The following is a 17206-nucleotide window of genomic DNA, read 5'->3' on the forward strand; positions in this document are numbered from 1 at the left end:
TCATCACAGTAGTGTTCCGACGTGACTATCTCCCGGACCGGAGCCGACCGTTCGACGGTCGGACATCATCCGCTCTAACACGGGAGAATCACGAACCGTCATGACTATCATCTCGCACTTGTACGCGTTTGTCGTCGGCGTCGACACACACGCGAAGAACCACGTCTACGCCATACTCACCAACCGCGGTGAGCACCTCGATACCCGCGAATTCCCGACCACGAATACTGGCCTGGCACGCGCGTTGGACTGGGTCGGGCGTCGCACCGGCGGGCACCTGGACACCCTGTGGGTGATCGAAGGCATCGGCACCTACGGAGCGATCCTGGCCGAGAACGTCGCTGAGGCTGGGTATACGGTCGCCGAGGCCGCGAGCATGAGTGCCCGCGACCGTCACAGCACGGGTAAGGATGACCAGATCGACGCCCGCAGAATCGCGACCACCGTCCTGCCCTTGGAGCAGTCGCGGCTGCGCGTGCCCAGACAGGCCGATGGGCCGCGTCAGGGACTGCGGATCCTCGTGGGTGCCCGCGAGTCCATGACGCGGGAGAAGACCCGCACCATCAACGCGCTGACCGCGTTGTTGCGGGCGAACGATCTCGGTATCGATGCCCGACGGAAACTGTCAGTCGCCAAGATCCGCACGGTGTCGAAATGGCGGGGCCGGAACGAGCCTGTGGCCCGTTGTGAAGCACGTCGGGAAGCGATCCGGTTAGCCAAACGCGTCATCGAACTCGATGCCGACATCAAGGATTACGCCACACGGATTCTGGCTCTGGTGAAGGACAGTCCTGCCGCTGTGCTGCTGGCCCAGCCGGGGATCGGACCGATCACTGCCGCCGTGTTCTATCTGGCGTGGTCTCATCCAGGACGGGTGCATTCCGAGGCTGCGTTCGCGAAGCTGGCGGGGGTGAATCCGATCCCAGCATCGTCGGGCAATGTGGTGAGATTCCGACTCAACCGCAGCGGGGACCGCCGGTTGAACTCCGCGTTGTACATGGTGGCCATCACGAAGCTGTCCTTCGATGAGGAGACCCGAGCGTACATGGCTAAACGACTTGGGGAAGGGAAGTCGAAGAAGGAGGCTATCCGGTGTATCAAGCGGTTTGTGGCCCGGAGAGTTTATCGGCTTCTCGAGGCGACGAGCGTGGTTGGGCAGGCCGCTTGACAAGCATAGAAGGATCCTGACGGCGGCCCAGCAACCTGGCGCGAGGTTGCTGGGCCGCCGTCACCGGTGTTTGGGGCTGAGATCAGAGCACGTCGGCGTAGACACCGAAGAGAGGTTCGCCGGTCGCATTCCTCGGCCGGTAACCTGCCAGGGTCTTCAGCACGGGAGCGTTGCGCTCACCGGTGAGCGGATCGAGATCCATCACAGCGCACCGAGGAATCGGAGTTCCGATTCTCACGCTCACATCGCCGAGGCTGACCGTCTGGCCCGCCCATTCCTCCTCCACATAGGGTTCGTCCGTATCGATCACGAAAGTGGCGCGGAATCGTGCGGCTTGGGCGACAAGATCGGGAGAGTCGGGATGCGATTGTGCCATCCGTCGGCTCAGATCGCGCAGCGACGCCGTCGTCAGGATCGAGACCGGTGATCCGTAGACGACTGCGCCGCGAGGTGCTCGGGCCAAGCGCACCGTTGTGCCGAGCCACTCCGAGGCGAGGTCCGAGTGCGGTCCTTCGGTGAGTTCGAGGTCGACCGGTCGTTTCCAATAGTCGCAGGTCAGGCGCTCGCCCGACCTCCGCGGAACTCCGCGGACCGAACGCCCGTCGGGCAGAGCCATCGTCAGTTCGGCGCCCTCACCACCGCTGCCGCTGCCATCACGGCCACCACCGCCGCTGCCGGGGCCACCCCCGCCGCCACGCACAAGCGACGTCGCAATCTGGATGAGTCGCGGATTCTGCACGGTCTTGAGCACGCGTCGGTTCTCGACGTCGACGAGGCAGAACTCGCGGTCACCGACCGGACCGCCGGAGTCGATCACCGCGCCCGGCCGAAGCTCGTACCGAGTCCCCTTGATGTGGGCGAATCCGACCGACCGCACCCCGAAAGACCGCGCAGACGTCGGTGACGGCGGCCCAGCTACGTGGCGCCAGGTTGCTGCGCCGCCGTCAGGTAGCAATTGGGGCATGGGGGTTGGGTCTTCCGGTGAGGACGTAGGCTCCGATGGCTGCCGATCCGATGACGAGCACCGTGCCGCCGATGATGACAGCCTGCGGGATCGTCGCGATCGTGCCGAGCACACCGACGGTCACACCGGAGAACGTCTGCATCCCGGGGCCGAAGGTCGCGTAGGAACCGATGACCCGACCGCGGATATGTGTAGGTGCCTGCAGCTGGATGATCGCCATCTCCGTCGACTCGGCAGTGATCTTCGAGACTCCCGCGAGCAGCAGCATGACCACGGCCAGCCACAGATGTGAGGTGAAGGCGAAGACGATCGAGGACGCCCCCAGCCCGGCAGCGGCAATCGTCGCGGCCGTCGGCGTCGGCGGCACCCAGCCGGTGGCTTCGAGCAGGAACCCTCCGAGGACCCCGCCGGCACCCATCGCGAAGAGCAGCACTCCGTAGGTGAAGTCGCTGTCCCCACCGGCTCCGGTGAGCAGTCCGCCGAAGACGAGCATCGAGGTCTGGAGCACCGCTCCGATCGTGGTCGAGGCGGTCGCTGCAAGTAGGAGCATGCCGATGATCGCCCGGTTGTGGCGCACCTCGGCGAGGACTTTGAACGACTGGATGAGCGTGGTCCGCGCGGTGCGCACCCCGCCGCTGCGCAGGTGCCCGGTATAGGGAGTGCGGATGAGGAAGATCGTCAGCGGCAGGTAGAAGACGATGTTGACGAAGATGCCCCACGTCGGCCCGAGCTCGAGCAGCAGCGCCGAACCGACGACCGGTCCGAACAGGATGCCGAGACTGCGGAAGGTCGCATTGAGCCGCACCGCGCTCGGCAGTTCGTCACGGTCGACGAAGTCGTGGAGCATCATCTGCTCGGCCGGACCCCACAGACAGCCGGCGAGCCCATGGATGACGAGCAGCACGCACGCCTGCCACAGCTGCAGGGAGTCGGTGAGGAAGAGGATGCCCCAGCACAGGGACACGAACATGAACAGCCCCTGCCCGATCTGGATGAGCCTGCGGCAGTCGAAGCGTTCAGCCAGAGAACCGGCATAGACCGACAGCAGGAGGAACGGCAGCCAGTGGCTGATGAGCTGGAACCCGACGAGCGCGGGCGACTCGAACTTCTGCCACAGCACCCAGTAGGTGATGACATGCTCGATGTTGTCGCCCATCATCGCCAGCCCCGAACCGACAAGGTACGGTGCCGTCGACCAACTCCGCAGCACGCTGAATCGTCGGGGCCCCGGGCGACCGCCGCTCATCTCTTCTCCGCTCACCCGCCCCATTCTGGCACCCCGTCGACGACAACCGAGGTAAGCTTCCGCACCGTGGAACTCCACCTCGCCGAGGCGGCCCCACCTATCCTTCGTCCGCTGACCTCCCCCGCGGCCACCTCGGTGGCAGCAGGCAACTCCCCTTGATCGCGAAACCAAGCCGGAGCAAGATTGACTCAATCGAGGAGGATCCCCATGACCACAAGCCCCACCGCAGCATCCGAATCAGCGCCGCTGCCGTCCGACCGCCCGAACACCGCCCTCATCGTCATCGATGTCCAGAACGCGGTGATGGAGGCGTCGTGGAATTCCGAGAACGTCGTCGCGACGATCGCCGACCTCGTCGATCGGGCCCGCGCCGATGGCACCGACGTCGTGTGGGTCCGGCACTCATCCCGCGAGCTTCCGCAGGGCACCGATCAGTGGCAGATCGTCGACTCGCTCACCCCCGCCAAGGATGAGTCCATCGTCGAGAAGACCCACGGCAACGCCTTCGAAGAGACCGACTTCGAGGAGGTACTGGCCGGCAAGGACGTCGGCCGGCTCGTCGTGACCGGCGCACAGTCGGATGCCTGCATCCGATCGACGATCCACGGCGGCTTCGCTCGCGGCTACGACGTCACCCTCGTCTCCGACGCCCACACCACCGAGGATCTCAGCGAATGGGGTGCGCCGGAACCGGAGAAGGTCGTCTCCCATACGAACCTCTATTGGGGCTTCGAATCCGGAGCCGGCAGGAAGGCATCGGTGCAGGCGGCGACCGACGTCGACTTCGCGCAACGATGACCCTCCCCCACCGAGGCGGCCGTGAGTTCCGTGGTGCCGACGAGGTGAGTGCCCCACCCGGTTCGATGGGGCTGCTGGCACGCGCGCGGGCCGAGATCGACCGGCTGACCCCGACCGAGGCCCATGCCGAGCAGCAGGACGGCGCGATCATCGTCGACGTGCGCACCGAGGTCCACCGCGACAGCGCCCCCTCGATCCCCGGATCGCTCGCCATCGACCTCACCGTCCTGCCTTGGCGACTCGACCCGAGTTTCGACTGGGCCATCCCCGAAGCCGACAGCCTCGACCGACGTTGGATCCTCATCTGCCGCCACGGTTACTCCTCGTCCCTGGCCGCCTGGAACCTCGCACAGATGGGGCTGACCCGTGTCGTCGACGTCATCGGCGGATTCGACGCGTGGAAGTCAGCCGGCCTACCGACCACGAACGCCCCACCCGATCGCCGGCCCTGAGACACCAGCACTTCGTCGGCTGGTCGAGACAACGGTTGACCGCCGAGACAACGGCGCATGCACAGGTGTCTCGGCGCTCAACCGTTGTCTCGGCGCTGTGAGGTTAGGCACCTTGGCCTCCCCCGCGCGCAGATCTCACTAGAATGGACGGCGAGTCGCGGACTCTTTGGTGCAGGGCGCCACCGCGATTCCCCGACCACCAGTTCCACAATGACTGGTTCCACAACGACCGGTTCCCGACGACCGGCACCTCTGCGCAAAGGACACTGACATGGCCAAGACCACCATCTGGATCGGAATCATCCTCATTCTCATCGGGGTGATCGGATGGATCGTTGCGGCCTTCGCCAGCGTGACGGCACTCATCCCCGCGTTCCTCGGCGTCGTGCTCGTCATCTGCGGTTGGATCGGCATCAAGCGCCCGAAGATCGGCGTGCACATCGCGCTCGTCGTCGCCCTGCTCGGCGTCATCGGCACGTTCTCCCGAGTCCTCCAGCTCGGCGACCTGTTCGCCGGCACCGCCGAGGTCCCCCTCGCGATCATCTCAAGCACGCTCACCTTCATCCTGCTCATCGGCTACATCGTCGCCGGCGTCCGCTCGTTCATCGCCGCACGTCGCACCCCGAAGGGCGCCGAGGCGGCCTGACCCACCCAGCGTGCGCCGGGGAGATCATCGCCCGGCGCACCGCGCGCGGCCACCTGGTGGCATCATGGGGTGCATGAGCGAAGACAAGCGCAGCATCGAACTGACCAGGATCGCCGAGAACCACTACCGTGCCACCGCACCGAGTGGGGCGAGCGTCGAATTCGGCCGCGGTGAGGGCCTGATGAGCCCCGTCGAGCTGCTGCTCGCCGCCGTCGCCGGATGCTCGTCGATCGACGTCGACACCGTCACCAGCCGTCACACCGAACCGACGAAGTTCGACGTTTCCGCGATCGCGGACAAGCTCGACGAGGATGGGGCCTCCCGCCTCGACAACGTCCACCTCGACTTCGATCTCGCGTTCCCCGATGACAAGGACGGGCGTCGGGCCGATTCGCAGATCGAGAAGCTCGTCGGGCTCTCCCACGACAAGTACTGCACGGTCTCACGCACCGTCGAGCACCCGACGAACGTCGACTTCAGCATCCGCCGCGACTGAGCTCGCGGCTCGGTGACGGCACCCCCTCGCCGAGGTGGTTGAATCAGGTCTCAGCCAGCCTCTTCTTCTCGACCTCGATATCGAAGTCAGCGGCGGGCCACTGCGGGTCGATGTCGTGGAGGGCGTCGAGCAGCAGACGCTGCACGGCCAGGCGCGCATACCATTTCCGGTCGGCGGGGACGACGAACCAGGGAGCCGCCTCGGTGGAGGTGCGCTCGAATACGGTCTGATAGGCCTTCATGTAGTCAGGCCACAGGAGTCGTTCGTCGACGTCGCCGGGGTTGTATTTCCAGTATTTGTCAGGCCGGTCGAGGCGTTCGGCCAGGCGGTCCTTCTGCTCGTCCGGGGAGATGTCGAGCATGACCTTGACGATGCGCACTCCCGCCTCGGCGAGTTCGGCCTCGAAGTCGTTGATGGCCTCGTAGCGGCGTTCGATCTCTTCCGGTTCGGCGAGTTCGCGGACCTTCCCGATGAGCACATCCTCGTAGTGGGAGCGGTCGAAGACTCCGATCATCCCTGGCCCGGGCACGCGGGGGCGGATCCGCCAGAGGAAGTCGTGGGCGAGCTCCTCTTTGCTCGGCTTCTTGAAGGCGGCGAGTTCGACACCCTGCGGGTCGACGGCACCGACGACGTGCCGGACGATTCCTCCCTTGCCGGCGGTGTCCATCGCCTGGAGCACGAGGAGCACAGCAGGGCCGGTCTCATCATCGTGGTGAGCGGCGAAGAGGCGTTCCTGCAGGTCGTTGAGTTCGTCCGAGAGCGCGGCGAGATCCTTCTTCCCGGATTTCTTGTCCCCGTCATAACCGGGGGTGCTGCGGGTGTCGACCTCGTCGAGGCGGAATCCCTCGCCGACCCGAAGCAGCGGGGCTGGGTCGGTCGTCCAGTTGCTCTTCGGCGTGCTCATGCGTTCATCTTTGCAGGTGAGCACGACCGCGTCTATACCGTCGAATCACCGATGGACGGTCCTCTGCTCACCGCTGCGGCGGATATTGAGGACGCTGCGGTGGATGGTTGGGCCGCGGGGGCACAGACGGTTGAGTTCCCGGCTGCATCGGCTGCTGCCGAACATCGATCCCCGGCAGAGGACTGTCGTTGGTCAGCCCGCGGCGACGGCGGTCCTCCAAGTACTGCTGGTAGGACTCGGCGCGCTCTGCGGCACTCACCGATGGTTGAGTCCAGTCGATGACGTTGCGCAGCATCGCGAGGACCGTGAGCACCGCCAGCCCGGACAGTGCCACGGCAGCCCAGATGATCGTCGAGGGCCCGGTCGCCGGGTTCTCGAAGATGTGCATCGCCGCGAACGGGAAGATGAACATGGTGCCGAGATAGGGCACCAACAGCCACAGCGCGAATTTGAATCCTCCGATGACCATGAGCATCACGACGCTCAGACACCACGACATTCCGCCGATGGTGAAGAACAGCAGGAGCAGGATGCTGGCCGGATCGCTGGCGAGTTCCCCGGAGACCGTGCCCGGAATCGCCTGATCGTCGAGGAAGAACGGCCATGTCATCATCACCGCAGTCACGATCATCCCACCGCAGAGCACGCCGAGGACGACGAGCGGGATCAGGCCCGTCCGCCGGAACCCTAGATCGATGCGTTTGAACTCGACGAAGAGGAACGGGAACATAAAGACGATCATCCCCGCGCAGATCCCCGCCCAGATCGGGTCCGCTTCGACAGTGTCATCCAAGCTGCCCTTCTCCCGCAGCAGGCCCTTCGAGGCGAGCCAGACGCAGAGAGTGAAGAAGACCGCTCCGAAGAGGCAGACGCCGAGGATGCGCAGAAAGTCCCGCGCCCACGTCGGAACAGGTTCCATATCGTCGGCTTCCATCCCATCAGGTGACGGCAGCGGGTGCGGTTCAGGCCGTGGCGTACTCATGATGTCATGATGCCAGAGGACAAGGCTCCCGATCCCTCAGAACGTGTGCCGAAACCGTCACGCCGCCGACCCGGGCCAGCGCGGCCGGCTGCCTCAGTCCGGCTTCCGGAACACCGACGGCAACTTCTTCACCCGTCGTCCGGTCTCTCGATACGACCATGAGCGCATCGGCTGGGGTACCCGCCATTGCAGCTTCCACGCGAGCATGCGGAAGCCGAAGGCGGCGGCCGCGATGATGAGTGAGGTGATCCCGCCCAGCCATCCGGCCACCTCGGCGAGGATCGTCAGCCCCGACCCGAACAGGGCGGGGATGAGGTAGAGGTCGGTGCCGCGGAAGATCGCGGGGTCCTCGCTGGCCACGGCGTCGCGCATGAGCCCACCTCCGCATGCGGTCAGAGCTCCCATGAGCAGCGCCACTGGGAAGTTCGCTCCGGCGCCCAGAGCGACCGTCGTGCCGGTGACGCTGAAGAGGCCGAGACCCATCGCGTCGAAGGCGACGATCCAGATCCGGGCCCGACTCATGTGCCGACCGATGATGTAGACGAGCAGCGTCGCGATGAGCGGAGGCGCGAGATAGACCGGATGGGCGAGGGCATTCGGCACACGGTCGAGGAGGACATCGCGGATCATGCCGCCGCCGATGCCGGTCATCGTGCCCAGCACCAACCCACCGGTGATGTCGAAGCTGCGTCGGGCCGCCAGCAACACACCCGAGACCGCGAAGACGAAGGTACCGGTGAGGTCGAGTGCGAGGAAGATGACTTCCTGCAGGTTCAGTTCCACATCGGCTCCTGGGCTGGCTGGTCGGCTCGCCGTCCACTGTAATCGGCGAACCCCGCACTGTCAGGGTCGGGCTAGGCTGAGACGATGACGCAGCCGACCATGCTCCTCGTCCACGGCGCTTTCGCCAATTCCTTCTCCTTCGCTCCGTTGCAGGCCGAGCTGGCCCTCCACGGGGTGCGCTCGGCCGCGGTCGACCTCCCTGGTCACGGGTTCGCTGCGACCTTTCCGGCCGGTTATCAGGCACCGCAGGATCTGGCTGGGTTCACCTCGGCGCCGGGGTCGATCAGGGGTGTGACCTTGGCAGACAATGTCGCCCACCTCGCCGAGGCGGCCGCCCGGGCCAAACAGCACGGACCGGTGATCGTCCTCGCCCACAGCCGCGGCGGCGCCGCCCTGACCGCACTGGCCAACGACCGCCCCGACCTCATCGACCACATGGTCTACGTGTCCGCGTGGGCACCGGTGTCACTGCCGGCCGCCGACTACAACGCCGAAGAGGAGATGGCCGCCGTCGACAGTGCCGCACTGGCCCGTGCCCTGGCGGGCGATCCCGGCGAGCTCGGACTCCTGCGCTGCAATTTCCGCCAGGCCGACCCCGAGGTCCTCGCCGGACTCAAAGATCTCTTCTGCGCCGACGTCAGCGACGACGAATTCCGCGTCGTCATCAACTCCCTGCAGCCTGATGAGAACCTCGACGCGGGCGGAGCCGATGATCGGGCGCAGGCGGAGACATGGGGCACGATCCCACGAACGTTCGTCCGCCTCGGCGAGGATCGCAGCATTCCCGTGGGAATGCAGGACCGCCTCATCCGCGAGGGCGATGCGCTCACCCCGGACAATCCCTACCGGGTGCGCACGCTCGACTCCTCCCATCTGGGGTGGATGATCCGCCCCGCCGAGGCGGCCGTGACCTTGGCGCAGATCGTCGCCGAGGTGGCCGCGCAGTCCGACTGACACAGTCAGGTGGGCCGGATCCGTCCGGGGTCCCGCGATGGTCGGACCCGTACGGGGCCGGACGGCTCAGCTGAGCTGGAAGTTGTCCGGGTTCTTGTACGGTTCGATGTCGACGACCGGGGTTCCCTTGCCCATGAGCAGCTTCGAGATCGGGCAGCGGGCGTGAGCGCGGGCAGCGTACTTCTCAGCATCCTCGTCCGAGACTCCATCGATGGAGATGAACGCGTGCGGAGCGAAGTAGAAGCCGTTGCCGGAGGGTTCCTTGTGCAGTTCGACCTCGACGCGGACGCGGGACAGGGCGTCGAGTTCGTTGACGGCGAGCACGACCTTGAGCGTCTCACCGAGACAGGTCGACCACGCCATGGCCAGGAACTGTTCGGGGTTGTTTCCCTGGTCGACGTGCGAGGTCGGAGCCGTGTTCAGCGTCTGTCCGTCTTCGATCCGCACCTCGCCGGAGGTGCCGCCGAGGTTCTCGACCTTGGCAGTGTAGATGGGCGCGCTTGCGCTCTTCGGCTCGTCCGCGTCTTCGCTGCGAGCCTGCGGCTGGGCGTATCCGGGATTCTCAGTCATTGCACCATGGTACGACGGGCACGCAACAAGTTCACTGTGCTTTCGGTGAATGGACCGTGACCTCAGCCTGATCCGGTGCCGCCCGCCAGCACGCACCCGCGACCCATCCGCGACGGGCCAGGCTCCGAATGACCAATATGAACCGAACTCGGAACGGAACTCACCGTATCCACTTTCGCCTCCGCGGCGCGCTTGCCGGGCTGGCGGCGACTCTGGCGATGTTCGGCCTCGCCGATGTCCTCGCGTGCGCCTTCAGTCCGAGCGCCGCACCCCTGCTCACCCTCGGGCAGGCGATCATCCCCCTGGCTCCCCCTGCGGTCATCAAACCCGTCATCGCCCTGTTCGGCGACAACGACAAGCTCGTCCTCGTCCTCTCCACCGGCCTCGGCGCGCTCGTCCTCGCCGGGCTCATCGGGGCGGTGGCGGCCTCCCGGCGGCGACTGGGCTTGGCGCTTCTGCTCATCGCAGGGCTCGTCCCCCTCGCCGTCATCATCCTGCGCCCCGAGGCAGGCGCCCTCGATGTCATCCCCACGCTCGTCGGTCTCGCAGTCGGCCTCGTGGTCTTCGCCCTGCTGCTGCGTCTCGGCGGGTTCGCCAGTCCCGCCGAGGCGGCTGACCGTTCCGCTACCGAGCCCGGTTCGCCGGGCACTTCAGCGACGTCGAATCCGCTCAGCCGTCGCCGCTTCTTCAGCCTGGCCGGTGCCGTCGGTGCCATCGGCGCCGCGACCATCGCGGCCGGTCAGACCGTCGCCTCTCTCGCCCAGGACGCCGGGGCCGCTGTCGCCAAACTCGTCCTGCCCACTCCCGCCAAGAAGGCCGCCGCGATTCCTGCAGCTGCGAGCACCGGCGTCAAGGGAACAGTTCCGTTCGTCACCAAGGCTGCGGACTTCTACCGCATCGACACGGTTCTCGCCCCTCCGGTCGTCGACCCCGAACAGTGGTCTCTGCGGATCCACGGAATGGTCGATGAGGAGGTGACACTGACGATGGACGAGCTCCTCGACCTGCCCCTCGAGGAGCACCACATCACGCTCACCTGCGTCTCCAACCCCGTCGGCGGTGAGCTCGTGGGCAACGCGACCTGGCTCGGCTATCCCGTACGTGAACTCCTCGCCCGCGCACGCCCGAGTGCTGACGCGGATATGGTCCTCTCGCATTCCTTCGACGGATTCACCGCGTCGACCCCGATCGAGGCGCTCACCGATGACCGCGAGTCGCTGCTCGCCGTCGGGATGAACGGGCAGCCGCTCGCTCCCGAACACGGGTTCCCGGCCCGCCTCGTCGTCCCCGGGCTCTACGGTTTCGTGTCCGCGACGAAATGGGTGACCGAACTCGAGGTCACCCGCTTCGATGAGAAGACCGCCTACTGGACCGACCGCGGGTGGGATGCGAAGGCGCCCATCCTCGTCGCCTCCCGCATCGAGGTTCCCAAACCGTTGGCCACAGTCTCCGCCGGAGACATCCGGGTCGGCGGCACCGCCTGGGCGCAGCGCTCGGGCATCGACCGCGTCGAGGTCAGACTCGACGACGGGAAGTGGACCACAGCCACCCTCGCCGAGGAGGTCTCGATCGACACGTGGCGGCAGTGGCGGGCCGATTTCGCCGAGGTGGAGCCGGGCACTCACACGCTCACCGTCCGCGCGACCGACAAGGACGGCACCGTGCAGACGGCGAAACGCCGCGATTCGATCCCGAATTCGGCCACCGGCCACCACCACATCCAGTTCCGCGTCGAATGAGCCACCCGGCCCCAGCCGACAGTCGCAGCCGATCACCGTGCCCACAGTGCGCGGTTCCAACACCCGGCAGCCACCTCGGCGAGGAATTTCTCAACTTTCTTCCCAACCCACCCATCCATCGGCGCACCTGCTGCGAATACCCAGTACACAGCGAGCAATGGAGATCACTTCACAGCTGTGCGCGAATACGCATCACTGCTAACAGGAGAAGAACAATGAAGACACTGCTTCGCACCCGCACCGCAACCATCCTCTCGGCCGGTGCCATCGGCCTCCTGGCTCTGAGCGGCTGCGGCATGGATTCCGGCTCCGGAGGGGAGGAGTCCGGATCGGATTCCGGCAGCTCCGAATCCCAGCCGGCAGGCTCGGATGAGTCCGAGATGCCCGAGGAATCCGGGGACGCGTCCATGGACGATGCCGACCTCGTCGGCAAGGGCTGCTCGACGTACGCCGAGGAGAACCCCGACGGCGGTGGATCCGTCGAAGGAATGGCGCAGGATCCCGTCGCCACGGCTGCCTCGAACAATCCCATGCTCACGACCCTGACCAAGGCGGTCTCGGGCAAGCTCAACCCCGATGTCGACCTCGTCGACACTCTCAACGGCGACGAATTCACCGTCATCGCCCCGGTCGACGATGCCTTCGCCGATGTGCCGAAGGACGACCTCGACGCGCTGGCCAAGGATTCGGACATGCTGACCAAGGTCCTGACCTACCACGTCATCCCCGGTCAGCTCTCTCCCGATGAGATCGCCGGTGAGCACGAGACCGTCGAAGGCTCGAAGGTCAAGATCTCCGGCGAAGGCGAGGACATGAAGTTCGACGATTCCGGTCTCGTCTGCGGCGGAGTGAAGACCGCGAACGCCACGGTCTACATGGTCGACGCGGTGATGATGCCCGACAAGTGACCGATACGGCCCTCATCACCGAGAGTCGCAACGCAGCGGCCGGGCGCCGATCCGCCGACCGGGGATCGGCGCCCGGCCGCTGTCCGTTCGTCGAACCCGGACACGACCAGACCACCGCCCGCCACACGCCCGATTCTCATCGACGGGAACCCTCACCGTGCTGAGATGGCATGATGGAGCGATGACCTCCGAGAGCGCGACGACGGCCCCCGCGGACCCCAGCGGCGACCTGCTGGTCCGCATCGCCCGAGGTGACCGGGACGCGTTCGAACAGCTGTTCACCGATCAGTCCCGAATCCTCATGGCCGTGATCCTCCGGATCGTCAGGAGCCGATCCCTCGCCGAGGAGGTCCTCCAGGACTGCTTCACCGAGGTGTGGACGCGGTGCTCAGGTTTCGACCCCGAGCGCGGATCCGGCCGAGCCTGGCTGGTCACGCTGTGCAGGAGACGCGCCATCGACTGTGTGCGCAGCGTCCAGTCCCAGCAGGACCGCGACTTCGCCGATGGGATGAAGACCACCGCCGAGGCAGGTGAGCAGGTCGAGCAGACGGTGATCGACCGGGCGGAGTCGGATCGGACGGTCTCGGCTCTGAAGATCCTCCCCGATGAGCAGGCCACACCGATCGTCATGGCCTTCTACCAAGGCCTGACCCACGCACAGATCTCCGAGAACCTCGAGGTGCCGCTGGGTACCATCAAGTCACGGATCAGAGACGGAATGAAGAAGCTGCGAGATGAGTTGGAGGCGGGACGATGAGCACCGATCGTGACTATCTGGCCGCCGGGCTGGCCCTGGGCGGGCTCAGCGATGACGAACTCGCCGAGGCGCAGGCACTGGCCGACTCGGACGCCGATTTCCGAGCCGAGGTCGCCTCATACGCCGAGGTCCTCTCCGAGACCGCCGAATCCGAAGATCCGGTCGGGATCAGCGCGGAGACGCAGGCGGCGATCCTCGCCGTCCCGGACAACCACGAGCAGACCGATCCCGCCCCCGCTGATCCCGGGTCGGTCACTTCCGGACCCATCAGCTCGTCCGGCCGATCCACCTCGCCCGGCCACACGGAATCTTCCGAACCTGCATCATTGGACGCACACCGCGACCGTCGATCCTCGGGGCGATCGTCGCGGCGGCCCTGGATGCCGTGGGTTGCCGCCGCGGCGGCGATCATCGTCGTCGCCGGGTTCGGGGTGACCATCTGGCAACAAGCGCAGCGGCAGAACGAACTCGAAGAGAAGCTGACGGCCACCCAGCAGCAACTCGACGAATCTACCCGCCTGATGGAAGCCAGTGACCTGCAGACCACCACCGCGAAGATGCCGTCGGGAGGTTCGGTCACCGTGCTGTCCTCCAGAAGTGAGCAGCTCATCCGGCTCTCTCCCCGTGATGTGGTGCAGACGACGTCGGCCACCTCGATGCAGATGTGGGTGATCGGGGATGACGGTCCGGAAAGTGCCGGTCTGATGTCGAGCAAACCGGTCACGATCACGGATGAGAAGTTCGCGAAGGGCAGCGTCTTCGGCATCACCGTCGAACCCGAGGGCGGATCGAAGCAGCCGACCACCGACCCGATCGTCGCGATCGACCTGTAGGACCCTGTCGTCGCAATCGACCAGTAAGTCCGACAGTGGCGCTGTGCCCTGCGGACGGGTCGCCCTGGTGCCGTATTCAGCCACAGGGCGACCCGGTCACAGGCGCTGGTTACGCGGGGATCTCGCTGTAGTGGTGCTCTTCGTAGTTCGACTTGAGGTACTCATTGACCGTGTCGTTGAAGTTGATCCAGTGCGCTGTACGTCCGTGAGCATTGAGCTCTTCTTGGCTGTCCCAATGCTCGATGAGCGAGTAGCTGTACGGATCGACTGCACTGCGCCACAGCTGATAGTACGAGCAGCCTTGTTCTCTGTTCGATTCGACGACCATGTGGTTGAGCAGCTTCAGGAAGTCGGCCTCGTGCTCTTGCTTGACGTCGAAGAAGACGTTGAGAATGACCATCTGAGGATCCTTTCTTCTGATGTGCGCAGCATTTCCGCGCATTTCAAGTCTCCTATCAGGCGAAATGTGGAACCATGTCCAGAATGACGCAAAACCCGCAGAGTGAGACACCGCGTCACCTGCGCGTCGGTTTCGTCGTCTTCGACGGCATGACGATGCTCGATGTCACTGGTCCCGCCGAGGTGTTTCGCTATGCCCGACAGGAGGGCCTGAACATCGAGATGCCGCTCATCGCACAGCGAGAAGGGGATGTCAGGACGGCCAGCGGCTTCGCCTTGTCGGGCGCTCAGAGGCCTGAACAGGTCGGCCCCCTCGACATCGCCATCGTGGCAGGAGGTGATGAGCTCCCTCACTCCTACCCCGATGGGCTGTTGGCTGCCGCTGAATCCGCTGCCTGTCAGGCCGGTCAAGTGGCATCGGTCTGCACCGGAGCCTTCGTGCTGGCCGAACTCGGACTCTTGGACCGCAGACGTGCGACCACGCACTGGCGACATGCCGGCACCTTGGCGCGGCGGTTCCCACAGATCGATGTGTCACCGCATGCCATCTTCGTCCGCGACGGGAACTGTCTGACTTCAGCCGGCGTGAGCGCAGGAATCGACCTTGCTCTTGCCATCGTCGAGGATGTGATCGGAGCCGCGTCGACGCGCGAGATCGCTCGGGAACTGGTTGTCTTCATGCAGCGACCCGGAAGCCAGTCGCAGTTCTCGGCGGGCCTGGAGTCCATCACACCACGCGATTCTCTGCTCCACGAGGCAATGACCGAGGTGGCTGCCGATCCGGCACTGGAGCACACGGCAGCGAGCATGGCTGAGCGGGCGTCGCTGAGTCCACGACACCTTGCTCGCCAGTTCTGGAGGGAGGTCGGCACCACTCCTCATCGCTGGTTGCAGTCGGTTCGCCTGCAGCGGGCTCAGAACCTGCTGCTCGACGGCAGAGGCGTCCTCGAGGCGGCGGCCTTCAGCGGACTGGGAAGCGATGACACTCTTCGACGAGTGTTGATGCGTGAGTCCGGGCTGACCCCGCGGGAGTACGTCCGCCGATTCTCGACGACGAAATCCGCTTGACGGACCGATGCGACGGATGCGCGGTGGCGTCCTCGTCTGCTCATGGCAGATTGAGGCGCCGAAGCGTGACTGCGCCGGACCCCAACGAGTAGGCTCGCTTCCACCGTCGGCGAAGGAGCAGACATGACCGAATTCAAGTGGGATCCGGACACCTACCGGGCGCTCATGGCCGAGGAGATCCCTGACTATACGCGCCTGCAGACCGAAGTAGCCGCCGCAGCGGCAGCAGGACACCCAACGTCGATCCTCGATCTGGGCATCGGCAGCGGTTTGACCGCACAGCGCGTCCTCGAGGCCCTCCCGGAAGCGGAGCTGTTCGGCGTCGATGCGAGTGCTGAGATGCTCGCTGCTGCCGAGGCGACGCTCGACTCGGAGCGCACGGAGCTGCGGCAGGGCAGGATCGAGGATCCGCTTCCGCAGGGTCCTTTCGACCTGGTGATGTCGACGCTCACAGTCCATCATCTCGACGGTCCCGGCAAAGCGGATCTCTTCGCTCGCATTGCCGCTGCGCTCAGGCCCGGCGGCCGGTTCGTCCTCGGCGACCTCGTTGTTCCTGTCGATCCGGCGGACGTCGTCACGCCGATCGACTGGGTCGAGGACACTCCCAGCTCCCTCGATGAACAGCTGGCCTGGCTTGCCGAGGCGGTGCTGACCCCTCAGGTGCACTGGCAGCACCGGGATCTCGCCGTGGTGGTGGCGGAGAAGGACTGACCGGCGCTCACCCGGCTCGCTGGGCCGAACCGCTGTGTCAGTCTTCGCGCTCGTCCACCTCGGCGAACCCGGCGATGAGCGCATCGAGCGCGAACTCGAAGCGAGCAGTCGGTGAGCGGCGCGCAGCTGCCGCAGCAGCCTCGGCGAGGCGAGGGAAGTCCGTCCCGGAGATTCCGTCGAGATGAGCCGCCTGACGCAACTCGCTCCCGAGTGCGGCGTGCATGAGGACGAGTTCGTGGACGATGTAGATCATGTCGAGTCCACGACGGGCAGAGAACCCGGCAGCGCAGAGGAAGTCGACGAGAGTCTCCAGCAGAGCGAGATTTCCTATGGTCACCGCCGGTCGAGTCATGACGAGGTCGACAAGGTTCGGATGTGCGGACAGCGTAGTCAGCTGTGCTCGGGCATACTTCCGCAGACCTTCGTGCCACGGCGAGCCTGCAAAATCGAGCGGCGGCGCGGACGCTGAGAGCTCCTCGACGACGGCGTCGAGCAGCGCACCCTTGTTCGGAAAATGGTGGTAGAGCGCCATCGCCTCGACCTTGAGTTCGGCAGCGATTCTGCGCATTGACACGGATGCCAGGCCCTCATCGTCGGCGATGGCGATCGCGGTCCGCACGATCGATTCCGGCCGCAGCCCGGCATGCTGGCCGCGCGTGCGCGGTGCACCGGACTCGCCCCGCTCGCCTCTCGCGGCGCCCTTCCCCACTGGTTCGGCCCGCTTGGCCATCGCCACCGCCTAACTCTCGGGTTTTCCTCCATTGACCTGATCTACAGCGTAAAACTAGCATGAAAGACATGTTTTACGTCGTATAACTGGAGAAAGGA

20 protein-coding genes are annotated in these 17206 nt (G+C 65.5%); 12 read left to right on the forward strand and 8 right to left on the reverse strand.

Annotated elements, in window-relative coordinates:
* Positions 1 to 100: 100 nt before the first annotated feature.
* Complete coding sequence (locus GUY23_RS17670) at positions 101 to 1168, forward strand: IS110 family RNA-guided transposase (RefSeq protein ID WP_166969435.1); 1068 nt, start codon at positions 101 to 103, stop codon at positions 1166 to 1168.
* 82 nt (positions 1169 to 1250) lie between these two features.
* Here the strand turns inward: GUY23_RS17670 and GUY23_RS17675 are convergent, their stop codons facing one another.
* Together GUY23_RS17675 and GUY23_RS17680 are read right to left on the reverse strand one after the other, a co-directional pair.
* Positions 1251 to 1985 carry an MOSC domain-containing protein gene (locus tag GUY23_RS17675; protein WP_228282519.1) on the reverse strand — a complete coding sequence of 245 codons (735 nt, stop codon included), beginning with the start codon at positions 1983 to 1985 and terminating at the stop codon, positions 1251 to 1253.
* 127 nt (positions 1986 to 2112) lie between these two features.
* On the reverse strand, positions 2113 to 3393 hold the full coding sequence (locus GUY23_RS17680; protein WP_228282521.1) for an MFS transporter: 1281 nt from the start codon (positions 3391 to 3393) through the stop codon (positions 2113 to 2115).
* 192 nt (positions 3394 to 3585) lie between these two features.
* On the opposite strand from GUY23_RS17680, the gene GUY23_RS17685 reads away from it, so the two are divergent.
* From GUY23_RS17685 to GUY23_RS17700, 4 genes are all read left to right on the forward strand, one after another.
* Positions 3586 to 4176: a cysteine hydrolase family protein gene (locus tag GUY23_RS17685; RefSeq protein WP_166974985.1), complete on the forward strand. Its 591-nt coding sequence runs from the start codon at positions 3586 to 3588 to the stop codon at positions 4174 to 4176.
* Positions 4173 to 4628: a rhodanese-like domain-containing protein gene (locus tag GUY23_RS17690; protein WP_166974988.1), complete on the forward strand. Its 456-nt coding sequence runs from the start codon at positions 4173 to 4175 to the stop codon at positions 4626 to 4628. The genes GUY23_RS17685 and GUY23_RS17690 overlap by 4 nt, the downstream gene beginning before the upstream one ends.
* Positions 4629 to 4899: 271 nt before the next feature.
* A complete protein-coding gene (locus GUY23_RS17695) occupies positions 4900 to 5274 on the forward strand; it encodes a hypothetical protein (RefSeq protein WP_166974990.1) in 375 nt (124 codons plus the stop codon).
* 73 nt (positions 5275 to 5347) lie between these two features.
* Complete coding sequence (locus tag GUY23_RS17700; RefSeq protein ID WP_166974993.1) at positions 5348 to 5770, forward strand: OsmC family protein; 423 nt, start codon at positions 5348 to 5350, stop codon at positions 5768 to 5770.
* Positions 5771 to 5813: 43 nt separating this feature from the next.
* Here GUY23_RS17700 and GUY23_RS17705 read toward each other — a convergent pair whose 3' ends face one another.
* The 3 genes from GUY23_RS17705 to GUY23_RS17715 all read right to left on the reverse strand — a co-directional run bounded on the left by GUY23_RS17705 (position 5814) and on the right by GUY23_RS17715 (position 8439).
* A complete protein-coding gene (locus GUY23_RS17705; protein WP_166974995.1) occupies positions 5814 to 6674 on the reverse strand; it encodes a PPK2 family polyphosphate kinase in 861 nt (286 codons plus the stop codon).
* A gap of 67 nt (positions 6675 to 6741) precedes the next feature.
* Positions 6742 to 7656 (reverse strand): hypothetical protein, encoded by a 915-nt coding sequence (locus GUY23_RS17710; RefSeq protein WP_166974998.1) that lies wholly within the window; start codon positions 7654 to 7656, stop codon positions 6742 to 6744.
* A gap of 93 nt (positions 7657 to 7749) precedes the next feature.
* Complete coding sequence (locus tag GUY23_RS17715) at positions 7750 to 8439, reverse strand: trimeric intracellular cation channel family protein (RefSeq protein ID WP_228282523.1); 690 nt, start codon at positions 8437 to 8439, stop codon at positions 7750 to 7752.
* Positions 8440 to 8523: 84 nt separating this feature from the next.
* On the opposite strand from GUY23_RS17715, the gene GUY23_RS17720 reads away from it, so the two are divergent.
* Entirely contained in the window at positions 8524 to 9393 is an 870-nt protein-coding gene (locus tag GUY23_RS17720) for an alpha/beta hydrolase (RefSeq protein ID WP_166975001.1), read from the forward strand.
* A 66-nt stretch (positions 9394 to 9459) separates the two neighbouring features.
* Here GUY23_RS17720 and GUY23_RS17725 read toward each other — a convergent pair whose 3' ends face one another.
* Entirely contained in the window at positions 9460 to 9963 is a 504-nt protein-coding gene (locus GUY23_RS17725) for an OsmC family protein (protein ID WP_166975004.1), read from the reverse strand.
* A gap of 137 nt (positions 9964 to 10100) precedes the next feature.
* Here GUY23_RS17725 and GUY23_RS17730 point away from each other — a divergent pair, with 137 nt between their 5' ends.
* The 4 genes from GUY23_RS17730 (at position 10101) to GUY23_RS17745 (ending at position 14200) form a co-directional block, all read left to right on the forward strand.
* The gene (locus GUY23_RS17730) at positions 10101 to 11702 is read left to right on the forward strand and encodes a molybdopterin-dependent oxidoreductase (RefSeq protein ID WP_166975007.1); all 1602 of its coding nucleotides are present in this window, start codon (positions 10101 to 10103) and stop codon (positions 11700 to 11702) included.
* Between the two features lie 215 nt (positions 11703 to 11917).
* Positions 11918 to 12610 (forward strand): fasciclin domain-containing protein, encoded by a 693-nt coding sequence (locus tag GUY23_RS17735; protein ID WP_228282525.1) that lies wholly within the window; start codon positions 11918 to 11920, stop codon positions 12608 to 12610.
* Between the two features lie 181 nt (positions 12611 to 12791).
* A complete protein-coding gene (locus tag GUY23_RS17740; protein WP_166975010.1) occupies positions 12792 to 13367 on the forward strand; it encodes a sigma-70 family RNA polymerase sigma factor in 576 nt (191 codons plus the stop codon).
* On the forward strand, positions 13364 to 14200 hold the full coding sequence (locus tag GUY23_RS17745) for an anti-sigma factor (protein ID WP_166975013.1): 837 nt from the start codon (positions 13364 to 13366) through the stop codon (positions 14198 to 14200). The genes GUY23_RS17740 and GUY23_RS17745 overlap by 4 nt, the downstream gene beginning before the upstream one ends.
* Positions 14201 to 14309: 109 nt before the next feature.
* Here the strand turns inward: GUY23_RS17745 and GUY23_RS17750 are convergent, their stop codons facing one another.
* A complete protein-coding gene (locus tag GUY23_RS17750) occupies positions 14310 to 14600 on the reverse strand; it encodes a putative quinol monooxygenase (protein ID WP_166975016.1) in 291 nt (96 codons plus the stop codon).
* 83 nt (positions 14601 to 14683) lie between these two features.
* Between GUY23_RS17750 and GUY23_RS17755 the strand changes: the two genes are divergently transcribed.
* Both GUY23_RS17755 and GUY23_RS17760 read left to right on the forward strand, forming a co-directional pair.
* Positions 14684 to 15667, forward strand: coding sequence for a GlxA family transcriptional regulator (locus GUY23_RS17755; RefSeq protein ID WP_166975019.1), 984 nt, complete (start codon positions 14684 to 14686; stop codon positions 15665 to 15667).
* Between the two features lie 123 nt (positions 15668 to 15790).
* A complete protein-coding gene (locus tag GUY23_RS17760) occupies positions 15791 to 16378 on the forward strand; it encodes a class I SAM-dependent methyltransferase (protein ID WP_166975022.1) in 588 nt (195 codons plus the stop codon).
* Between the two features lie 37 nt (positions 16379 to 16415).
* Here GUY23_RS17760 and GUY23_RS17765 read toward each other — a convergent pair whose 3' ends face one another.
* Positions 16416 to 17108 carry a TetR/AcrR family transcriptional regulator C-terminal domain-containing protein gene (locus GUY23_RS17765; RefSeq protein WP_228282857.1) on the reverse strand — a complete coding sequence of 231 codons (693 nt, stop codon included), beginning with the start codon at positions 17106 to 17108 and terminating at the stop codon, positions 16416 to 16418.
* Positions 17109 to 17206 lie beyond the last annotated feature (98 nt).

The sequence above is a fragment of the Brevibacterium atlanticum genome (assembly GCF_011617245.1).
In the GTDB taxonomy this organism is placed as follows: domain Bacteria; phylum Actinomycetota; class Actinomycetes; order Actinomycetales; family Brevibacteriaceae; genus Brevibacterium; species Brevibacterium atlanticum.